Source organism: Stenotrophomonas maltophilia group sp. Smal12 (genome assembly GCF_037079935.1).
GTDB lineage: Bacteria > Pseudomonadota > Gammaproteobacteria > Xanthomonadales > Xanthomonadaceae > Stenotrophomonas > Stenotrophomonas sepilia.
In genome coordinates, this window is record NZ_JBAWUK010000015.1 from 1 (window position 1) to 20,921 (window position 20,921).

The following is a 20,921-nucleotide window of genomic DNA, read 5'->3' on the forward strand; positions in this document are numbered from 1 at the left end:
CATGCCTGCTGCCCACGCCCCTGAGCTGAACACTCTCGCCGTCCTGATCGCCAGCGTTCTGGCCGCATCGCCTGGCCATGCGGCTGACGCCGATGCGGATCCTGCTGCCACCGCTGCAACGGCCAACGTGGCAGCGTCCACGCTGGATGCGGTGGTCGTTACCGGGTCGCGCACCAGCACGCGCACGGTGAAGAACAGTTCCACCCCGATCGATGTGATTTCCGCAGAGGACCTTGCTGCGACCGGCCAGGCCAACCTGCTGGAAGCGTTGCAGCGCAGCCTGCCGTCGCTGAGCCAGATCGGTGGCTACCAGAGCGACCAGGAGAGCCTGATCCGTGGCTACCAGCTGCGCAATCTCTCGCCGGGTTACACGCTGGTGCTGGTGAACGGCAAGCGCCGCAATGCCAGTGCCTATGTGAGCGGTGCCAACGGCGGCGGTTTCCCCGGCCATGCCTGGGCTGACCTGGCGTTGATTCCAGTCTCGGCGATCGACCATGTGGAAGTGCTGCGCGATGGCGCGTCGGCCATCTATGGTTCGGACGCGATCACCGGCGTGGTCAACGTGATCCTGAAATCGCAGGCACACGGTGGCGAGCTTTCCGTGGAAAGCGGGCAGAGCATTGATGGCGATGGCGCGCGCACCAGCGTGCGTGCCAACGTGGGCCTGCCGTGGGGCGCCGATGGCTTCGTCAACCTGTCGGGCGAAACCACGCGGCAGCACCACGCGATCCGTACCCGCCGTTACATCGATGGCTACCTGAGCTATCCGGCGGTGGACGCCAACGGCAACCTGGTCGCACTGCGCCCGAACAACCGGTTGCCGGCCGGCGCATCACTGAACCCGGCCGAAGCCAGCCGCAATGCCGAGGCCAACACCATCCTCAGTTCGCCATCGTATGCGCTGAAGGCCTTCGCGGTGAACGTGGGCCATGGCCTGGGCGAAAGCGCGCAGTTCTACGCTAACGCTACGGCCAGTGACCGCACCGCGCAGGCGATCCAGAACTTCCGTCTGCCGGCGACCATCTTCACCACTTACAAGGCTCCAGGCGTGCTGAGCGTGTTTCCCGATGGCTTCCTGCCGGTGCTGGAAACCAAGGAGAAGCAGTACACCGGCACCGCGGGCGTGAAAGGCCAGATCGCAGGCTGGGACTACGACGCCAGCCTGACCGGCAACCGCAGCACGGTGCGCACCTATACGCGCAACTCGGTGAACTACTCGCTGCCATACCCCGGTTCGCCTACCGACTTCTACGACGGCAAGCTGGACTACCAGCAGGGTATCGCCAACCTCGACCTGCGCCGTGGCTTCGAGGTGGCGGCATTCGCTTCGCCGCTGGAAGTGAGCGCAGGTGCCGAGTACCAGCACGAACAGTACGAACGCGGCGCCGGGCAGTGGGAGTCGTACACCGGCTTCGGTGCCGCCGCGTTCGTGGGCTATTCCACCGCCGATGCGGTGAAGGCGACGCGCAACAGCAAGGCGGTCTATGTGGGCGCGGCCACCAACATCACCGCGCGCTGGTACCTGGATGCCGCTGCACGCTGGGAAGATCATTCCGACTTCGGCAGCGTGTCCACGGGCCGCCTGACCACGCGCTTCGACTTCACCGACGCGTTGGGTGTACGCGCGACGGTCAGCAATGGCTTCCATGCGCCCAGCCTGGGCGCGCAGTTCTACCAGGCCACCGGCAGCTGCCCGTGCGGCACCACGCTGGTGGCACAGGTGTCTTCGCCGGCGGCGATTGCGCTGGGTGCCACACCGCTGAAGCCGGAAAAGGCCACCAACTACAGCCTGGGCGTGACCTGGGACCCGAGCCCGGCGTTCCACCTGGCCGTGGATGCCTACCAGATCGACATCCGTGGCCAGCTCGGCCAGTCCAGCCAGATCGGCTACAACGCGCAGGATCCAGCGCGCATCACCGACAACAGCGGCACGGTGCTGACTGCGGCGCAGAAGAACACCATCGATGCGCTGCTGGGCTCGGCCGGCATCAGCATCCTGCCGGGTGATGCGTTCTATGCCAGCTACTTCACCAACGTTGGCAATACCCGCACACGCGGTGTCGAGCTGACCCTGGAGGCCAACCAGGAAACCGTGTGGGGCAAGCTGCGCTGGAGCTACGCGGCCAACGTCGGCCGCACCACGATCCGGAAGGTCAGTGATATTCCGGCGGCGCTGCAGGGGCTGCCCAACATCAACCTGCTGACCAAATCCAGCGAGTACGCACTGCGCTTCCGCACGCCCAGCTACACCCAGGTGGCGGGCTTGGGCTGGCAGAACGGGCGCTGGCGCTCGAATGTCGACTTCACCTACTACGGCCCGATCAAGCGCCTGAACAACGGCGTGGAATACAGGCAGCCGCCGGTGCTGGTGACCAACCTTTCAGGTGCGGTGGAGCTGGGTGCGGGCTGGAGCGCGGCGCTGGGCGTCAACAACGTGTTCGACAAGCGCACGCGCAAGGTGCCGGAGTACGCGCGCAGTGCTACCGATGTGGCCAGCATCGAGACGACGTGGGATTCGGGCGATGTGCTGAGCCGGATCGGGACGTTCTGGTACGGGCGGATCAATTACCGGTTCTGAGGTGGAGCAGCCGAGCATGGCTCGGCTCTACAAAGGCAACAGCAGCCGAGCATGGCTCGGCTCTACAGAACGCGAAAGGCGGCCGGACGGGGTTCGGCATCATCGAGGAGCAGTTCATGTCTTCTGCATTGAAGGTGGTTGCAGTGGTAGGGTCACCGACCAGCTCGGCGACGTCGCGCACGTTGCTGCTGGTGCGGCACCTGTTGGCGTCGTTGCAGCAGCGGGTACACGCCAGCGTGGAGGTGGTGGAGCTGGCGCCGATCGCGCGCTCGCTGGGGCAGTCGTTGTCTCGCGATGAGGCGGAGCCTGCGGTGGAGCAGGCGTTGCAGACGATCGAGGCGGCCGAGCTGCTGGTGGTGGCCGCGCCGGTGTATCGGGGGTCGTATCCGGGGCTGTTCAAGCACCTGGTCGACTTCATCGAGCTGGAGGCGCTGGTGGATACACCGGTGCTGCTGGCGGCGACCGGGGGCAGCGAGCGCCATGCACTGGTGATCGACCATCAGTTGCGGCCGTTGTTCAGTTTCCTGCAGGCGCACACGCTGCCGATCGGGGTGTATGCCACGCCTGCCGACTTTGATGGCGAGCACATCAACAGTGCAGCGTTGCAGGCCCGCATCGCGCTGGCGACCGAGCGTGCGGCCGGGCATCTGGCCGTGCAGGCGCCGGCGGTACCGGCGCCGCTGCGACGCATTGCCTGACGGCATAACCGACGGCGCTTTGCTTATGGCCAAGGCGCATCTGCATGGCCGGATCTGACCGCCGATTGTCGCCTGGTATCGCCACCGCAAGCACCGGCATCCCTAGCATCGAAATCGAAGCGGCATCGCATTGCCGGCCCTGATGAGGACACTCCCGTGGCGTTGGACGCAGCAAGCAAACCCATCCTGTTCCTGCTCGACCGCGAGTTCGAGGATGGCCAGATTCCTGGCCAGCGTTTCTTCTGCCGGCACAGCCTGCTGCTGGAAGGGGCACTGTCGAGTATCGACGGCCTCGACGCGCAGCTGGATGTGCGCCGCATCGGCTTCGCGCGGCCACGCCGCGAGGTGATTGCCGAGATCGGCGAGCAGGACCAGTCGTTGCCCAAGCTGGTGCTGCCGCAGGGTGTGCGCAGCGAGCTGGCCAGTGGCGTGCATCAGGACCGCCAGTACATCTCCGGTGCCGAGCCGATCCTGGCCGCGCTGAACGGCTTGCTTGGCATTCCTGTAGCCCACCCCTGAGCGAGGACGCGACCGTGAGCTATCTCATCAGTGTGCTGGACAAGAGCCCGGTGGCCGAAGGTGCTTCGCCCGAACAGGCGCTGCGCAACAGCCTGCAGCTGGCGCAGCGTGCCGAGCAGCTGGGTTACCACCGGTACTGGTTCGCCGAGCACCATGCTGCCCCGGCGCTTGCCAGCCCGGCGCCGGAAGTGCTGGCAGCCTGGGTGCTGGCGCAGACCCGGCGCATCCGCATCGGCAGTGGCGGGGTGATGCTGCGCCACTATGCGCCGTACAAGGTTGCAGAGAGCTTCAACCTGCTGGCGGCGTTGGCGCCGGGGCGCGTGGATCTGGGGGTGGGCAAGGCGCCCGGTGGCCTGCCAGCGTCGACCGCCGCGCTGGCGGCGGGACGCCCGGCATTCGCCGATTTCGACCAGCAGCTGCGCGACCTGGAGGGCGATCTGTCCGGTGTCGCGACCGAGGCGCTGGCGCGCCCGATTCCACAGCAGGCGCCTGAGCGCTTCCTGCTCGGGGCCAGCCCACAGAGCGCGAAGCAAGCAGCCGAGCTGGGCTGGCGCTTCGTGTACGCCGCGCACTTCGATGGCGACCCGAAACATATCGAGGCTGCGTTCGACGCTTACCGCAGCGTCTCCTCGCAGCCCCCGCTGCTGGCCACGGTGGCCTTCGCCGCACCGACTGCCGAAGCAGCAGCGCGTCATATCGGCGCGCTGCGCGTCTACAAGCTGCACCTCGGTCCGGGGCAGGCGGTGAACCTGCCCAGCCCCGAGGCGGCTGCCGAGTACGCGCGCCAGGTGGGCGTGGCCGACTTCCGCATCGAGGAAACGCGCCCCGGCGTGCTGTCCGGTGATGCGCAGCATGTGCGCGGCGAACTGGACGCGCTGCACCGGCGTTTCGGCGTGGGCGAATTCATCCTCGACGCGCCGGTGGCCGACCTTGACGCACGCCTGACATCCCTCGAACTGCTGTCGCCTGCGCCGCGCGCGGCGGTGGCCTGACCTGCAGGAGCGATTCCCAATGAGCACGACCCCGCGCCACATTCCGTTCGGCATCATGCTGCAGGGCCCCGGCAGCCACATGCATGCCTGGAAGCATCCGTCCAATCCGGCTGATGCCAGCGTCAACCTGCAGTTCTACATCGACATCGCACGCACGGCCGAGGACAACGGTATCGCCTTCGGCTTCGTGGCCGACGGGTTGTATATCAACGAGAAGTCGATCCCGCATTTCCTCAACCGCTTCGAGCCGATCTCGCTGCTGTCGGCGCTGGCCGCGGCAACGAAGAAGATCGGCCTGGCGGGTACGCTGTCGACGTCCTACAGCGATCCGTTCACCGTGGCCCGCCAGTTCGCCTCGCTGGATCTGCTCAGCGGCGGCCGTGCCGGCTGGAACGTGGTGACCTCGCCACTGGAGGGCTCGGGCCGCAACTATGGCCGGCCACACCCGGAACATGCGCTGCGCTACCAGATCGCCGACGAGTATCTGGAGGTGGTGCAGGGGCTGTGGGATTCCTGGGACGACGACGCCTTCGTGCGCGAGCGCGACAGCGGTATCTTCTTCGCGCCGGAAAAGTTCCGCCGCCTCGACCACAAGGGCCGCTTCTTCCAGGTGGAAGGGCCGCTCAACATCCAGCGTTCGCCGCAGGGCCAGCCGATGATCTTCCAGGCCGGTTCGTCCGACGACGGCATCGCGCTGGCCGGCAAGTACGCCGACGCGGTGTTCACCCACTCGCCGTCGCTGGAGGAAACCCGCGCGTTCACCCGGAAGGTGAAGAATTCGGCGATCGCGCATGGCCGCAGCGGCAATGACGTGAAGATCTTTCCGGGCATCGGCCCCATCGTCGGCCGTACTGCCGAGGAGGCTGAAGCCAAGTGCCAGGCGATTGCCGCACTGGCAACGCTGGAGGATGCGCTGGCCTATCTCGGCCGGTTCTTCGACCACCACGATTTCAGCCAGTACGATCCGGACGCGCCCTTCCCGGAGCTGGGTGACATTGGCAGCAATTCGTTCCGCTCCACCACCGACCGCATCAAGCAGGATGCGCGTGAGAAGGGCCTGAGCCTGCGCCAGGTGGCATTGGAGGCAGTGAGCCCGCGACCAAACTTCATCGGTACGCCGGAGCACGTGGCCGATGAGCTGATCCGCTGGTTCGATGCCGGTGCCAGCGATGGCTTCATTCTCGGCTTTGCCGCGCAGCGCGAGGGCCTGGACGATTTCGTGACCCAGGTATTGCCGATCCTGCAGGCGCGGGGCTACCACCAGCGCGCGCTGGAAGGGCAGACGCTGCGCGAGCATCTGGGCCTGCCGTACAAGGCCAGCCGGTATGCGACCGACGCCGAACCGGCGCGGAAGGTGGGGTAGGGCAATGAGCGGAGAAACCGCAGTAGCACCGGGCCAGGCCCGGCGGAGTTCCCCAGCGACTGGCGTGTTGCCCGAAATCGCAGCACGCGCCGAGGCCGCCATTGCGATCCGCCATGACCTCCACCGGCACCCGGAGCTGGCCTTCGAGGAGCATCGCACCAGCGCACGTGTGGCCGAACTTCTGCAGCAATGGGGTTATGAAGTGACCACTGGCCTTGGCGGTACCGGCGTGGTCGGTACGTTGCAGCGCGGGCAGGGCAGTCGTCGGCTGGGGCTGCGTGCCGACATCGATGCGCTGCCGATCCGCGAGGACTCCGGCCTGGCCTACGCCAGCCAGACCGAGGGCCTGATGCATGCCTGTGGTCACGATGGCCATACCGCCATCCTGCTGTCCGCCGCGCATTACCTGGCCCATCACGGCAATATCGACGGCACCCTGCAGCTGGTATTCCAGCCTGCAGAGGAGACGGGTTCGGGCGCGTCGAAGATGATTGCCGATGGCCTGTTCGAACGCTTCCCGGTGGATGCGATCTATGGGCTGCACAACTGGCCGGGCGCGCCGGTGGGGCACTTCGGCTTTGTCGATGGCCCGGCGATGGCGTCGGTGGACTGGGCGCGGCTGAAGGTGATCGGCAAGGGCGGCCACGGTGCCGAGCCGCAGGGCAGCATCGACCCGATCCTGGCGGCAGCGCACATCGTTACCGCGCTGCAGAGCGTGGTGTCGCGCAATGTCGATCCGCGGCAGATGGGCGTGGTCACCGTCGGCTCGATCCACGGCGGCCAGGCCGCCAATGTGATTCCGGACGTGGTCGAGCTGAAGCTGACCGTGCGCGCCTACCTGCCCGAGGTGCGCGACACGCTGCGACGCCGGGTCACGGAACTTGCCGAGCAGACCGCCGCCGCGTTCGGCGCGCGCGCCGAGATTGAATTCCCGCGCGGCTTCCCCAGCGTGATCAACCACCCGCAGCAGACCGCCTACGTCCGCAAGGTGGCGGTGCAGGGCTTCGGCGCCGAACAGGTGGTGCCCGACTTCGCACCGCGCACCGCCAGTGAGGACTTTGCCTTCCTGCTGCAGGCGCGGCCCGGCAGCTTCGTGTTCGTCGGCAACGGCGACAGCGCACCGTTGCACAGCCCACGCTATGTGTTCAACGACGCCGCCATTGCACCCGCTGCCAGCCTGTGGGCACGGCTGGCCGAAGACTATCTGGTGAAGGACGTGGCATGAGCAGCAACGAACGCTTCCTCTACACCTCGGTGGATGACCCACTGGCGCGGCCGCTGTTCGACGGCCTGGAGCAGGAGTACGACAGCCGCTACGCCGACGTGCGTCGACGCATCGGTGGCAGCGCCCGCGAGGAGCTGCAGCGCTATCCGGCGCAGGCCTTTGCGGCCCCGGTGGGCGCCTTCGTGCTGCTGCTGCGCGACGGGGTGGCGATTTCCGGCGGTGCGTTCATGCCGCACCGTGATCCGGATACCGCCGAATTCAAGCGCATCTGGACGCTGCCCGGGCTGCGTCGCCAGGGCATTGCGCGGCGCGTGCTGCAGGAGCTGGAAGAGCAGGCGGCGCGGCAAGGGTATCGGCGGGTGTTCCTGACGACGGGCTTCCGCCAGCCTGAAGCTGTTGGCCTGTACCTCAGCCATGGTTACACCGCGCTGTTCGATCTGGATGCGGATCCCGAAACCATTGCGCACCTGCCGTTCGAAAAGCACCTGCGGGCACCGGCGCCCCCCATCGTGCCTGCACAGACCCAGCTGCAAGGAGCCCACGCGTGAGCACGCCTTCGACCGCGCTGGATGGCATTGCAACCCGGCCGGCGCCAGCGCCAGCGCCGGCGCTGAAGATCGTGCCGGCCCGGCATCCGCTGCAGGTCTTCGGCACGGTGCTGGCACTGGCGCTGATCCTGATCGGGCTGCAGTCCGTGCTGGGCAATCCGCGCTGGGGCTGGGGCACCTTCGCCGAATGGTTCTTCGCGCGCCCGGTGCTTGAGGGACTGGGCCGCACGCTGCTGCTGACCGCGCTCGGTACTGGCCTCGGCTTCGCCTTGGGCACGTTGCTTGCGCTGGCCCGCGTCTCCGGCTCGCCGCTGCTGTCGGCGGTGTCGTGGGGCTACGTTTGGCTGTTCCGCTCGATCCCGCTGCTGGTGCTGTTGCTGCTGCTGAACAATCTGGGCTACCTGTACAGCACCATCGAACTGAGCGTGCCGTTCACCGGCATCAACCTGTTCTCGTACCCGACCACGCAGCTGATCGGTGTGTTCACTGCCGCGGTGCTGGGCCTGACCCTGAACCAGGCCGCGTTCTCGGCCGAAGTGATCCGCGGCGGCATTCTGTCTGTTGACCACGGCCAGCACGAGGCCGCGGCCGCGCTGGGCCTGCCACGTGGCCGCCAGGTCCGCCGCATCATCCTGCCGCAGGCGATGCGCTCGATCCTGCCGGCCGCGTTCAACGATGTGATCGGCCTCGCCAAGAGCACGTCGGTGGTCTACGTGCTGGCGCTGCCTGAGCTGTTCTACACAGTGCAGGTGATCTACCGCCGCAACCTGGAGGTGGTGCCGCTGCTGATGGTGGCCACGGTCTGGTACCTGGTGATCCTGACCGTACTTTCACTGCTGCAGCGGCGCGTGGAGCAGCGTTTCGCGCGCGGCCAGCTGCAGCGCGAGCGCTCGGCATCGCACGTGTCATCGCTGCTGCGCGTGCAGAGTGATGCTGCGCCGCGCGTGATCCACCGCCCGCGCATCGCCCCCCAGGTCGAAGCGGGCGAGGGCGCGGCGGTATCGCTGCACGGCGTAGGCAAGGTGTTTGGCGACCAGCCGGTGCTGGAGGATGTGAACCTGGACCTGCGCGCCGGCAGCGTGACGGTGCTGATCGGCCCATCGGGCGCCGGCAAGTCCACGCTGCTGCGGCTGATCAACCACCTGGAGCGTGCCGACAGCGGCTATGTGACCGTCGGCGGCCAGCTGATCGGCTACCGCCGTGACGGTGACACCCTGTACGAACTGCCTGAGCGTGAGATCCGCCGTCGGCGTGCCGAGGTGGGCATGGTGTTCCAGGGCTTCAATCTGTTCCCGCACCTGACCGCGCTGGAGAACATCATCGAGGCACCGATCGCGGTGCGTGGCGTGCCCCGTGTGCAGGCCGAACAGCAGGCGCGCACGCTGCTGGAGCGGGTCGGCCTGGCCGACAGGGCCGATGCTTTCCCGCGCCAGCTGTCCGGTGGCCAGCAACAGCGCATCGCGATTGCCCGCGCGCTGGCGCTGCAACCGAAGGTGCTGCTGTTCGACGAACCCACCTCTGCGCTGGACCCGGAACTGGTGGCCGAAGTGCTCAGTGTGATCGAAGAGCTGGCCCGCTCCGGCACCACGCTGGTAATTGTCACCCATGAATTGAGCTTCGCCCGCCGCGTGGCCGACCACGTGGTGATGATGGACCAGGGCCGGGTGATCGAGCAGGGCACGCCCGAGGCTCTGTTCGAGCGCCCGCGCCAGCAACGCACCGCCGATTTCCTGGCCAAGACCCTGTAACCCCGGAAGGAACACCATGAGCCCTGCAGCGGCGCGTCGCCCCTCGCGCAGCACCCTGTTGATCGTGGCGGTGCTGGTCATCGGCATCGCCGGCATCGTCTACTCGCGCGTGCGCCAGGCCCCGGAGGCTGCCACTGTGGCCGCGACCAGCCTGGCCGGTACCAACACCGCCGTGCTGAAGGGCACGCTCGACCCGAAGGCGCAGGCCCTGATTCCTGCGGGCTACCGCTTCGTCACGCCGGGCGCATTCACCGTGGCGACCCATCCGGGGCAGCTACCGCTGGCCGACTACGGCGCGGACAGCAAGGACGTGGTCGGCATCGAGCCCGACATCGCGCGGCTGATTGCCGATGCGTTGGGCCTGAAGCTGGTGATCGTGCCGGTCGCGTGGGCGGACTGGCCGCTGGGGCTGGAATCGGGCAAGTACGATGCGGTGCTGTCGAACGTGACGGTGACCGAAGAGCGCAAGAAGAAGTTCGACTTCTCCAGCTACCGCTACGATCTTCTGGGCATCTACACGCGCAGCGATGGGCCCATCCAGAAGATCGAGAAACCCGCTGATGTGGCCGGGCTGAAGGTCGTGGTGGGCGCCAGCACCAACCAGGACCAGATCCTGCGGCAGTGGGACCGGCAGAACATTGCGGCCGGCCTGAAACCGGTGGAGTACCAGTACTTCGATGACGCCGTGGTCGGCCGCTTGGCGGTGATCACTGGCCGCGCCGATGTCTCGTTCGAGCCCAATGCCACCGGCGCCTACTCGGCACGCGATGGCAAGGTGCGGCGCGTGGGCCTGTTCCCCGGTGGCTGGCCGAACGCTGCGGCGATCTCGGTGGCCACGCGCAAGGGCAGCGGCCTGGCCGATGCGGTGACGCAGGCGTTGAACACCCAGATCGGCAGCGGCACCTATGCGCAGGCATTGAAGCGCTGGAACGTGGCCGAGGAGGCGGTGCCGCAATCGCAGACCAATCCGCCGGGGTTGCCGACGCTGCAATGACACCGGGCGTGGCCCGGCGCTACCGCTGCTTCTGTAGAGCCGAGCCATGCTCGGCTGCTCTACCAACGCGCCTCCAGCGTTCTGAATGGTCTTGCCAGGCGCACGCCCTCTGCATCGAACGCGGTAACGTCGCGCCCATCCACACGCACGGTCTTCGGCATCGTCCGCGCCGGCCACCAGACCTTCACCGCCGTCCCACTGCGCAGGCCATTGCCCAGCGTGATCGATAGCGTGCCGTCGCGTTGCCGTGCCTGCATCTGCAACGTGCCATACGCGGTGGGCAGGCCTTCCACGGCCAATCCATCGCCCGCCACCCACGATGGCGGCGTGCCCGGCAGCAGCGAGAGCGCATCATCGTCTTCGCGCATCAGCATGCCGAACAGCGTGCGGCCGTATTCGGCACCGATCCAGGTGTGCGGCATGTCGCCCAGGTAGCGAGGAAAGCGCAGGCGTGAGTGCACGACCTCGGCCAGCACCTGCCACTGAAGCGGGCGCCGGTCATGCAGCAGCCCCTGCAGCAGCTCATCGGCGACCTGCGGCTGGCCCAGGTGCACATAGCTCAGCACGTTGCGGATCTCGTACGGGGTGTAGGCGTACAGCGCACCGGGCTGGCTGCGCTTGCGCACATCGTCCAGATAGCGCGCGAAGGTGGTCCGCAGCGCCTCGGCGGGCAACACGCTCTGTGCGCCGGTCGGGTCCAGTGCGATCGAAACGCCGGTGGGATCGCCATCGCCCAGGTCGGCCGAGGAGGGAATGAAGTCGATGCCCTTCCACGCCATCGTCGCCCGGATCGAGGCATGCAGTGCGTCGTAGAGCAGCTTGTATTGTTCGCGCGCCCAGGCTGCGGTCTGGTGGTCGCCGAGCGATTCGGCCAGCCAAGCGCCGTCGTGCCACCCCTTCAGGCCCCAGTAGTCGTCCCAGTAGCTGTGGGTGGGCGACGGATAGCCCTCATGGCTGATCGACGGCGCAAGAATGCCCGCGAACCGTTCCGGCGAAGGCTGGTCGGCCTTGTAACCGGGCACCAGCGTGCGCTCGCGCAGCTCCTGCAGGAAGCGCAGCGCGGCCTTCACCTTCGGCAGGTAGTCACGCACCGACTCGGGTCCGCCGTCCAGGCGCGCGACATCGGCCACCAGCGCGACGTACTGGCCCTGACTGTCGTACTCGATGTCCGATCCAAAGCCGGTGTTGACGCTGCCATCGTCGTTGAGGATCGGTGAGACCAGGCCGTTGGCATGCACGCCGTGTTCGCTGTACCAGGCCAGGTAGTCGCGCGCCACGCGGGCTTCGCCCATCCGCAGCAGCACCGCCGAGGTGGCCATGCCGTCGCGGATGAAGGAACGGTTGTAGTTGCGCGGGCCGGGCTGCATGGCTGGACCGGTCTGGTTGATCAGCATGTAGGCGGCCTGCGCGCGCAGCATGTCCACCAGCGACGGATCGGGCAGGCGCAGGCCGACCTGGCCCAGCCGTGCCTGCCAGTCCGCAGACGCCTGCGTGGCCAGTGAATCAAACGCCGCATTGGCATCGCGGGGCAGCGTGGCCAGATCCAGCGCAGGCGCTTCGGGCAGCACGCCATTGGCATCGGCGGCGGCGGTGCCCAACGGGAACGCGACCACGATGGCATCGCTGCTTCCCGGCGCCAACGAGACGCGGTAGTTCAACGCAGCCGAGGCAAGCCCCTGGTCATCACGCGCCTGTTGCGTGGAAGGCAGCTGGCCGGCAGCGAGACTTGCGGTGATCTCCGTTGCGCCATCCTTGCCGAATGGCGCCGCGCCGGATGCGGTCACTGGAGTAAGCGACTGCAGCAGCGTGCGGCCATTGATACGCAGGGCCTGCCCATCGATGGTCACCTCGCGGATCGGGGACAGCCCGCCGTTCTGCCATGGCGGATTCATCTGCATCGGGCGCACGACCAGGCTGAGCGTGCCTTCGATCTTCGTGCTTCCCGTGTTCTGCAGGCGATGCCGCAGGAAGGTCACCGGCTGGCCATCGCGCTCAATGGCGAACACTTCACTGCGCAGCTGCAGGCCGGGTTGCGGTGACCAGGTGGCGGAGGGCATCGGCTTCCAGCCGTCGCGCAGGGCATGCTGCATGGCCTGCCCGGCGGCGCCGGCGGTTTGGCCATCGGCATTGCGCCAGATGGGCTGCACCAGCGGTGCGCCCTTGAAGGCTTCCAGGTTGCCGTACTCGTCGAAGATCGACTTCTGTCGTCCTGCATGCACACCCACGGCCGTCCAGTAGGTCTGCTGCATCTGCAGCGAGGCCGGGAACAATGCGCGCTGGGCGCCGCTGGCGACGATCTGATACTGCTTCATCGGCGTCATCACGGCTTTCGGACCGAGCAGGCGCAGGCGTGCGATCTGCGGCGCAGCGCCGTCCACGCTCAGGCGGAAAGCACTCAATGGTTGTGCTGCAGTGGCGGCCAGCCAGCTTTGACGGTGACTGGCCGCCTGTGCATCGTGTGCGAGGTCCTGCCAACGGCCCTGTGCATCCTGCGCCTGTAGTCGGGCAGCGCCTCGTGCGCCATCGGCCCAGTCGACCACCAGGCCAGCCGTTGATTGGGCCTGCGGCAGCGTGATCTCGAGCGTATGGGATCCATTTGCCCCGGCCGGCATCGCGACGGTGCCGCCGCCTTGCCAGAGCGCCGCCGCCTGCGCTGCATCGATACCGCTGACGCGTGCGCTGAGCGTGCTGTCCAGCGGCTCCATCTCGAAGATCGACACGCCCCAATCGGAAGTGCGCTGCGGGCTGGCCAGCCGCAGGTAGCGCGCCTGCCGTGGCGCGAAGTACAGCGTTTCCACGTCGCCAAGCGAATCGGCCATCGTGTACGCGGTTTGCCACTGCCTGCCGTCCAGTGAGGTCTGCAGCGAATAGCCTTCCGGATTGGAGACATCCCAGGTGAGGCGCGCGCCGGCCAGCATTGCAGGCGCGCCGAGATCGATCTGGAACCAGTGGCCCGGACTGAATGCACCGCCGGTAACGGTCTTCGGGTTGCCGTCGATCAGGTGGCTGATCGCCATCGCCGGCACCTGCTGCGAGGAACTGCTGGCCTGCCATTGGCTGCGCGGGGGGAGGGTCTGTGCCTGTGCGCTGGAGGCCAGGGTGGCCAACAGCAGGGCAGCGGCAGGGCGCAACGGGAAAGGCGGTGTGGAGACCTTGGAGCGTTCGGCGCGCAACGTCATTACGGACAGCCTCGCAGGTTCGGCCGGAATCGGGCGAGCGCTACGCTAGCAAGGGATGTAACCGGTTACATGACGCACTGCAGCGCCGCTGGACGCTGCCGCTGCCATCACGGGAGGGCTGACGGATGTGGCTCTGGACGTGTAGCGCGAATTGGCTAGGGTCACGTCGAAAGTCCTTTTAAGTGGGTTGTCATCTGACAACCAATGTGAACCGTGTGCAGACTATGGAGAACAAGGAAGGTCTCGAGCGCGTCATCCAGACAAGGACATCGAAGCGGCGTTGCAGTTCGCGGAGGATCGTGGGTGGAGGCTCCGTATGGCGGGCGGCCATGCGTGGGGCCGGATGTATTGCCCTTGCAACGACACCGATTGCCGATGCGGGGAGTTCTGCATCGTGAGCATCTGGAGCACACCGCGTAGCGGCAGCCATCATGCAAGAGCCTTGCGGCGTGTGGTCGAGAACTGCAGTCGTGAGCAATGAGATCACGCTTCGTCAGAAGCGAAGGGGGTCAATCATGGAGTTCAACTTCACCCTGAAGTACCGCTTGCCGGACACAGGTATTGAAATCGGCGTCCTCGAGCAGCGCCTGGCCGAAGGCGGCTGTGACGACGCGCTTGTGGGCCTTGGGCTGCCGGGACGGCTGGCCTTGGCGTTCTGCCGCGAAGCAGATAGCGCAGGGGCTGCCCTGCGTTCGGCGCTGGACGATGTGCAGCGGGCCGTGCCCGGTGCCGAACTGGTTGAAGTGAGCCCCGATCTGGTTGGGCTCACTGACGTCGCAGACCTGCTCGGAATGTCGCGCCAGAACATGCGGAAGCTCATGCTGGCCAACCCGCAGTCGTTTCCGTCCCCCGTGCATGACGGCTCGACCTCGATCTGGCATCTCGTCGACATTCTCGGTTGGCTGCGAGCGCGCGGCAGCGGGAAAGTCACGACGGAAATGACCGAGCTCGCCGCCGCTGCGCTACAGATCAATCTGGCCCGGGAAGGGCGCAGGCTTCACCCGAAGACGTAGCGGCGGCCAGAATCGGAGCCGACCGCATTACAGCTCCACCGTCTCCCACCAGCGCGTACCCGCCTGCGGCGCCTGCATGTCCAGTGCTTCGCCCATCATCGGCGTAGCCACTGGAACATTGTTTGCAGCGGCCAGCGCCGTGATGCGCTCGAACGGCTGCTGCCATGCATGCAGGGCCAGATCGAAGGTGCCGTTGTGGATCGGCAGCAGCCACTTGCCGCGCAGGTCCAGGTGCGCCTGCAGCGTCTGTTCCGGTTGCATGTGCACGAATGCCCAGCGCGGATCATAGGCGCCGGTCTCGATCATGGTCAGGTCGAACGGACCGTATTTCTCGCCGATGGCCTTGAAGCCGTCGAAGTAGCCGGTGTCGCCGCTGAAGAAAATGCGGAAGTCACCGTCCTGGATCACCCATGAAGCCCACAGGCTGCGGTCGCTGTCACCCAGCCCGCGGCCGGAGAAGTGCTGGCCCGGGGTCGCGGTCAGGCGCAGGCCGTTGGCTTCGGTGGATTGCCACCAGTCCAGCTGCTCGACCTTGCGCGCATCCACCCCCCACGCGACCAGCTGGTCGCCGACGCCGAGCGGTGCAATGAAGCGCGCGGTCTTGCCGGCCAGCTGCATGACCGCGGCATGGTCCAGGTGGTCATAGTGGTTGTGCGAGAGGATCACACCGGCGATCGGCGGCAGCGCGTCGATGCTGATCGGCGGTGCATGGAAGCGTGCCGGCCCCATCCACTGCACCGGCGAGGCGCGCTCGGAGAACACTGGATCGGTCAGCCAGTACTGGCCACGCAGCTTCAGCAGGATCGTGGAGTGCCCCAGCCGGAACAGGCTGCGATCCGGTGCGGCGTCCAGCGTGGCGCGGTCCAGCGGCTTCACCGGAATCGGGTGCGCGGGCACGGTGCCCTTGGGCTTGTTGAACAGGAACGTCCACCAGATCTCCGCGCCGTCGCGCAGGCCCATCGCCGGACGGGGCAGGGCATTGCGGAACTTGCCATCACGGTACTGCGGCGAATCGGGGAAGTCGGGAAGGGACCAGGACTTGCAGAAGGTGTAGGTGGTCACGGCGAGGATTCCGAGCAGGAGGACAAGGAGCAGGCGCTTCATGGGCGACGTCCGCTGAGTACACTGCACAGTGTAGTTTCGTGTTTTTCAAAAGTACACTGTCGAGTGTAAAATGGAGGCATCCGTTCAGTTATCCGGTTTCCGCCATGTCCCGTGCCCCGCAACGCCTGACCGACCGCAAACGTGACGCCATCGTGCGCGCGGCGGTGGAGGAGTTCCGTGCATCGGGCTACGAGGCGACCAGCATGGACCGCATCGCCGAGGCGGCGGGGGTCTCCAAGCGCACCGTCTACAACCATTTCCCGAGCAAGGAAGCACTGTTCTCGATGATCCTGGAGGAGCTGTGGGAGCGCAGCGTGGCCAGCGACGCACTGCCATACCGCGCCGACCAGCCGCTGCAGACGCAGCTGCTGCAGTTGCTGGGCCAGAAGCTGGACCTGCTCAGCGATGGGAATTTCATCGATCTGGCGCGGGTCGCGATGGCCGAGATCATCCATTCACCGGAGCGCGCGCAGGCCATCGTCTGCCGCATGGGCGAGAAGGAAAGCGGCGATAGTGCCTGGATCCGCGCAGCAATTGCCGATGGCCGCCTGCGCGAGGTGGATCCGGACTTTGCCGGCGCCCAGTTGCATGGGCTGGTGAAGAGCTTCGCGTTCTGGCCGCAGGTCACGATGGGGCAGCCACCGTTGACCGCGCAGGAACGTGCGCGCGTGGCCGAATCGGCGGTGGCGATGTTCCTGGGGTTCTACGCGGTCTAGCCGGCTGCGAAGCGACGGAACTCGTCGGCCGGCAGCGCCGCCGAGTACAGGTAGCCCTGGCCGACATCCACCCCGAGTGCGCGCAGCTTCTGTTCCTGGGCCAGGGTCTCGGTACCCTCGGCCACCACGATCGCGCCGCAGCGGTGCGCGACCTCGACGATGAAGCGCACGATCGACTGCGACTTGGCGTCGGACAGCGTGGCGATCAGCGCCTGCTCGATCTTGACCTCGGCGATGGCCAGCTGCGAAAGCAGGATCAGGGTTGAATAGCCGGCGCCGAAATCATCCAGCGACAGGGTGACCCCGGCTGCCAGCAGCTGTGCGATGTTGGCATCGACCACGTCGCGCTCGACGATTTCGGTCCATTCGACGATCTCCAGGCGCAGCATCGCACCGGGGATGTCATGCAGCTGAAGCAGCTCCTGCAGGCGCAGGCCGAAGTCGGGCAGGCGCAGCGATTCGGCTGAAACATTGACTGCAATGGTCAGCGCCGCGCCGTCCCGCCGGCAGTGCTGCAGGAAGTGCACCGCCGACCGCAGCGTGGCCCATTCCAGGTCTGCCAGCCGCCCCTGGCGGCGCAGCAGCGAGATCACCCGCATCGGGGCAATCGGCCGGCCTTCGCCGTCGCGCATGCGCAGCAGTGCTTCGGCGCCGACCAGTTGGCGATCCTGCAGGCGATGCTTGGGCTGGTAGCACAGCGGCGCATTGCCCTGCTGCAGCCAGTGCTCAAGGGCAACCTCGATCAGGGCGTCGATCTCGCTGTCGCGCTGGATCGGGTCATCGAAGAACACCACGCCCGACTCGATCGCGCTCAGTGCCACGGTGATGGCGCGGAACGGAAGATGTCCTTCGTCGGCATCAGCAGGGGGCTTCAATTCAACCACTGCACAGCGGAACAGCGGCCGGAAGCCCGGCCAATCGCGGCCGACCCGATCGGCCAGGTTGCTGGCCAGCTCGGTGATCTGCGGTTGCGTGCGCAGTGTGGACAAGGTCAGGCCGCGCACCAGGATCGCCAGCGCGGCATCGCCGAACTGGTAGATCTCCAGCTGCGCAGCCGGCAGCGACGGCAGCAACCGATGCACTTCCTCGGTGCTGTCGCGCTGCCACAGGCCGTTGTCCTGCAACGGCCCGTAGCGCAGGCGCAGATCGCGCAGGTTGCCCATCTCGGCCACGATCAGGCAGGCCTTGCCGGTGCCGTCGTTATCCCGCCAGTACTGCTGCAGGCGTTCACCGAGCGCACGCATGTTGGGCAGCCCGCTGATCGGATCGATGCGGAGCCAGGCCTGTCCGCGCTGGCGTTGCGCATCGATCTGGGCATCGTTGTAGACCAGCGCGAACACGGCGCCGAGCACGAGCAGCGAGACCGGCAGTGCCAGCGCGCGCTGGATCGCCAGCTCGGCCACCGGCAGTTGATCGGCGCCAATGATTGCCACACCCAGCGCCAAACCCAGAGCGGTTACCCCGATGCGCACGGACCATGCCTGCAGGATCATGCGCGGCGAGAGCTCGTTGAGCATGCGCGGGTACAGGTGCCTGCGCAGCCAGACGCCCGCCACCATCTGCAACACGGCCTCAAGGCTGGCAGGCAGGAAGAACGGGATACCGACGAACTGGTAGCGGGCCAGGAGGGCGGCAGCCAGGCAGGCCAAGCCGCCGCGCCAGCCGCCCAGCAGGCCACTGACCAGCAGGATGTCGAAGCCCAGGTGCAGTTTGACGACACCCTGGGAATAACGGGCCACGAACCAGGAATTGAACAGGTAGATCAGGCCCAGCGCTACGCCGACATACAGGCGACGGCCTTCTATGGCGTGCCCGGCGCGACGGGTGGCGATCAGCAGCACGCCGATCATGCCGATCACTGCCGTGGCCTGCAGCAGATACAGCGGCAGGCTGGGCAGGGCGCTGTCCAGGACCTGGGCCGAGACCCGTGAAAGCGCATCCATAGCAGGTTCCCGCCTGTGACCGACGGCCAGTGACGAGCAGGGTAAACCACGACCGCGCGCGCGGCCACGGAGGGTGCTCTGCCGCGGCCGGCAAGGTCAGTAGCGCGGGTCGGCGATGGCGGGCAGCACCAGTTCGCGCACGAAGCCGGAGGATGACAGCTGCAACAGGGCGCTTACCATGGCCACGACATCGTGGACCGGCACCTGCTCACCGTCGCCGCGCGCTGCGGCCTCGGCCACCGGCACCGACAAGGCGTCATCGGTGTTGAGGTAGCCCAACTGCAGGCTGGTCACCGCCAGCCGGCGATCGCGGAAGCCTTCGCGCAGCGCATCGGCGATGCCGTTGAGGGCGAACTTCGAGGCGCCGAACGCCACTTCCGGGCGGCCACTGCGAGGCAGGGCCGAGGTCGAACCGGTCAGCACCAGCTGCGGGCGCGCTGCGCCCAGTACGCGGGGCAGCAGGCGTTGCAGCAGTAAAAGGGTCGCGGTGATGTTGACGTCGACCAGCTTCGTGAGTGCAGCATCGCTTTCATCGAGGAAGGCGTACTCGTCGCTGAAGGCCTTGTCTTCCCAGATACCCAGGTTGTGGATCAGCACATCGATATCGGCCGGTGCCTGCGCTGCGATGTGGTCGGCAGCCACGGTCGGCCGGGACAGGTCTGCTTCGATCCATTGCAGGGTGACGCCGTCAGCGCAGGCGATGCCGCACGGGCGGTTGCGCGAGACACCAATCACAGTGTCACCCCTAGCACAGAGGCCTTCCACGAACGCGCGTCCCAGGCCCTTGCTGGCGCCGATGACCATCAATTTCATGTTGCTTCCTCGTTGTACTGCGGCAGCCACGATCGGCTGCCAGAACGGTGCCCCACTTGGCGAACGCGCGCAGGCCGCCGCGTTCGGCGGTAAGGGTCGAGGCCGTGTCGTCGAACTGGCACCGGCACCGTGGCAGCAGCCGTCGCTGCTGCAGGCGCTGGGGCGTAGTGGCTGCCGGCCGCCCGGTCAGCTCGCTCAGGCTGCCTGCCGCACGCGGGTCGATGTGCGCCAGGATGAGCGAGAATGCACAGGGTCACCGGCAACAGGAATCTCCTGGCATGGACGAGCACAACGCCACCCCTGATGGCATGCCGCTGCCGTTGGCGTGGCAGAAGGCGTTGGCCGATGCGCGCATCGAGCGGCAGTCGATGGGTGTTTCGCGGGCCGACGTTGCCCGCGTGCTGCGGCCGGGCCGCCCCGATGCCTTCCTCAAGTCGGAACTGATCGACGCCTTCAGTGAGCTGGGCGATGAGATCGCGCGCCTGCGCTGGTTGCAGGCACAGGGACAACCAGCGCCAACGGTGATTGCCACGGCCGAAGAAGCGGGCCGGCACTGGTTGCTGATGAGCGCGCTGCCTGGCCGCGATCTGGCTTCGTCGCCGGAACTCGCGCCGCAGCAACGGGTGGAGATACTGGCCGACGCGCTGCGCGGGCTGCATGCGTTGCCGGTAGCAGCCTGTCCGTTCGATCAGCGGCTGGCCTCGCGCCTGCCGGCCGCGCAGGCACGGGTCGAGGCGGGGCGCGTGGATGCCGATGACTTCGATGACGAACGCCTGGGACAGAGTCCACAGCAGGTCTTCGCCCAACTGTGCAGCACCCGTCCCGATCATGAAGATCTGGTGGTCAGTCATGGCGATGCCTGCCTTCCGAATCTGATGGTGTCCGAGGGGCGTTTCAGCGGGTTCATCGACTGTGGGCGGCTGGGCGTGGCCGACCGTTACCAGGACCTGGCGCTGGCCGCGCGCAGCCTGGTCCACAACTTCGGAGATACGCGTTGGGTCACGCCGTTGTTCCAACGCTACGGCGCTGTGGCCGACGAGCGCCGGTTGGCGTTCTACCGGCTGCTCGACGAGTTCTTCTGAGCCCGCGCGCGGCTGGCGATGGCCGCGCAGATCAGGCCACCGACCACGCTCAGGTGTTCCAGTGCGAAGAACAGGGTCAGCTGCTGTTCCGCGCCGTGCGTGGTCCAGAAGGCATGCACGATGGCAATGGTCAGCAGCATGAATACCGCCAGCGCGCCGCTGCCCAGCCAGAGCAGGCGATCAAGCAGCAGGCACAGTGAGCCACCCAGCAGCACCACGGCGCTGGCGAGGTTGAACAGCACAGGCGGTTGCAGCCCGGCCGCCTGCATTTCGGCCACGCTGTTGTCCCACGCCAGCAGCTTGGCCAGACCCGATGACAGGAACACCACCGCCAGCAGCAGGCGGGCCAGGAACCACAGCACGCGGCTGTCGAGCAGGGCGGTGATCATCCGTGGCATGAAGTCTC

Annotated in this window: 18 protein-coding genes; 13 read left to right on the forward strand and 5 right to left on the reverse strand. The window is 66.9% G+C overall.

The window, feature by feature from the left end:
* Nucleotide 1: 1 nt before the first annotated feature.
* From WDC87_RS08690 to WDC87_RS08730, 9 genes are all read left to right on the forward strand, one after another.
* Nucleotides 2-2,578 (forward strand): TonB-dependent receptor, encoded by a 2,577-nt coding sequence (locus tag WDC87_RS08690; protein WP_301655199.1) that lies wholly within the window; start codon nt 2-4, stop codon nt 2,576-2,578.
* A gap of 116 nt (nt 2,579-2,694) precedes the next feature.
* Nucleotides 2,695-3,276, forward strand: a complete 582-nt coding sequence (msuE, locus tag WDC87_RS08695; RefSeq protein WP_252744553.1) for an FMN reductase — start codon at nt 2,695-2,697, stop codon at nt 3,274-3,276.
* 156 nt (nt 3,277-3,432) lie between these two features.
* Nucleotides 3,433-3,795: a DUF3088 family protein gene (locus WDC87_RS08700; RefSeq protein WP_061477874.1), complete on the forward strand. Its 363-nt coding sequence runs from the start codon at nt 3,433-3,435 to the stop codon at nt 3,793-3,795.
* Between the two features lie 14 nt (nt 3,796-3,809).
* Nucleotides 3,810-4,787 (forward strand): MsnO8 family LLM class oxidoreductase, encoded by a 978-nt coding sequence (locus tag WDC87_RS08705; protein ID WP_252744552.1) that lies wholly within the window; start codon nt 3,810-3,812, stop codon nt 4,785-4,787.
* A 19-nt stretch (nt 4,788-4,806) separates the two neighbouring features.
* The gene (locus WDC87_RS08710) at nt 4,807-6,150 is read left to right on the forward strand and encodes an LLM class flavin-dependent oxidoreductase (RefSeq protein WP_252744551.1); all 1,344 of its coding nucleotides are present in this window, start codon (nt 4,807-4,809) and stop codon (nt 6,148-6,150) included.
* A gap of 4 nt (nt 6,151-6,154) precedes the next feature.
* Nucleotides 6,155-7,375: a M20 aminoacylase family protein gene (locus tag WDC87_RS08715; RefSeq protein ID WP_088497294.1), complete on the forward strand. Its 1,221-nt coding sequence runs from the start codon at nt 6,155-6,157 to the stop codon at nt 7,373-7,375.
* The gene (locus tag WDC87_RS08720) at nt 7,372-7,923 is read left to right on the forward strand and encodes a GNAT family N-acetyltransferase (RefSeq protein ID WP_065185134.1); all 552 of its coding nucleotides are present in this window, start codon (nt 7,372-7,374) and stop codon (nt 7,921-7,923) included. Before WDC87_RS08715 ends, WDC87_RS08720 begins: the two co-directional genes overlap by 4 nt.
* A complete protein-coding gene (locus WDC87_RS08725) occupies nt 7,920-9,671 on the forward strand; it encodes an amino acid ABC transporter permease/ATP-binding protein (protein ID WP_301655200.1) in 1,752 nt (583 codons plus the stop codon). Before WDC87_RS08720 ends, WDC87_RS08725 begins: the two co-directional genes overlap by 4 nt.
* 16 nt (nt 9,672-9,687) lie before the next feature.
* Entirely contained in the window at nt 9,688-10,665 is a 978-nt protein-coding gene (locus WDC87_RS08730) for an ABC transporter substrate-binding protein (protein ID WP_252744550.1), read from the forward strand.
* Nucleotides 10,666-10,724: 59 nt separating this feature from the next.
* On the opposite strand, the gene WDC87_RS08735 is transcribed toward WDC87_RS08730, so the two are convergent.
* Entirely contained in the window at nt 10,725-13,844 is a 3,120-nt protein-coding gene (locus WDC87_RS08735) for a discoidin domain-containing protein (protein ID WP_252744549.1), read from the reverse strand.
* Between the two features lie 268 nt (nt 13,845-14,112).
* Between WDC87_RS08735 and WDC87_RS08740 the strand changes: the two genes are divergently transcribed.
* Nucleotides 14,113-14,325 (forward strand): hypothetical protein, encoded by a 213-nt coding sequence (locus WDC87_RS08740; protein WP_252744555.1) that lies wholly within the window; start codon nt 14,113-14,115, stop codon nt 14,323-14,325.
* 34 nt (nt 14,326-14,359) lie between these two features.
* On the forward strand, nt 14,360-14,857 hold the full coding sequence (locus WDC87_RS08745; RefSeq protein WP_005416285.1) for a hypothetical protein: 498 nt from the start codon (nt 14,360-14,362) through the stop codon (nt 14,855-14,857).
* A gap of 27 nt (nt 14,858-14,884) precedes the next feature.
* Here WDC87_RS08745 and WDC87_RS08750 read toward each other — a convergent pair whose 3' ends face one another.
* The gene (locus WDC87_RS08750; protein ID WP_252744548.1) at nt 14,885-15,961 is read right to left on the reverse strand and encodes an MBL fold metallo-hydrolase; all 1,077 of its coding nucleotides are present in this window, start codon (nt 15,959-15,961) and stop codon (nt 14,885-14,887) included.
* 104 nt (nt 15,962-16,065) lie between these two features.
* On the opposite strand from WDC87_RS08750, the gene WDC87_RS08755 reads away from it, so the two are divergent.
* Entirely contained in the window at nt 16,066-16,677 is a 612-nt protein-coding gene (locus WDC87_RS08755) for a TetR/AcrR family transcriptional regulator (RefSeq protein WP_252744547.1), read from the forward strand.
* On the opposite strand, the gene WDC87_RS08760 is transcribed toward WDC87_RS08755, so the two are convergent.
* Nucleotides 16,674-18,620 carry an EAL domain-containing protein gene (locus WDC87_RS08760; RefSeq protein WP_252744546.1) on the reverse strand — a complete coding sequence of 649 codons (1,947 nt, stop codon included), beginning with the start codon at nt 18,618-18,620 and terminating at the stop codon, nt 16,674-16,676. The genes WDC87_RS08755 and WDC87_RS08760 overlap by 4 nt on opposite strands.
* Nucleotides 18,621-18,716: 96 nt before the next feature.
* Nucleotides 18,717-19,433 carry an SDR family NAD(P)-dependent oxidoreductase gene (locus WDC87_RS08765; protein WP_072168936.1) on the reverse strand — a complete coding sequence of 239 codons (717 nt, stop codon included), beginning with the start codon at nt 19,431-19,433 and terminating at the stop codon, nt 18,717-18,719.
* A 278-nt stretch (nt 19,434-19,711) separates the two neighbouring features.
* Between WDC87_RS08765 and WDC87_RS08770 the strand changes: the two genes are divergently transcribed.
* The gene (locus tag WDC87_RS08770) at nt 19,712-20,515 is read left to right on the forward strand and encodes an APH(3')-II family aminoglycoside O-phosphotransferase (RefSeq protein ID WP_072168935.1); all 804 of its coding nucleotides are present in this window, start codon (nt 19,712-19,714) and stop codon (nt 20,513-20,515) included.
* On the opposite strand, the gene WDC87_RS08775 is transcribed toward WDC87_RS08770, so the two are convergent.
* Nucleotides 20,488-20,913, reverse strand: coding sequence for a DoxX family protein (locus WDC87_RS08775; RefSeq protein WP_252744545.1), 426 nt, complete (start codon nt 20,911-20,913; stop codon nt 20,488-20,490). The two genes, WDC87_RS08770 and WDC87_RS08775, sit on opposite strands and share 28 nt — an antisense overlap.
* Between the last annotated feature and the right edge of the window lie 8 nt (nt 20,914-20,921).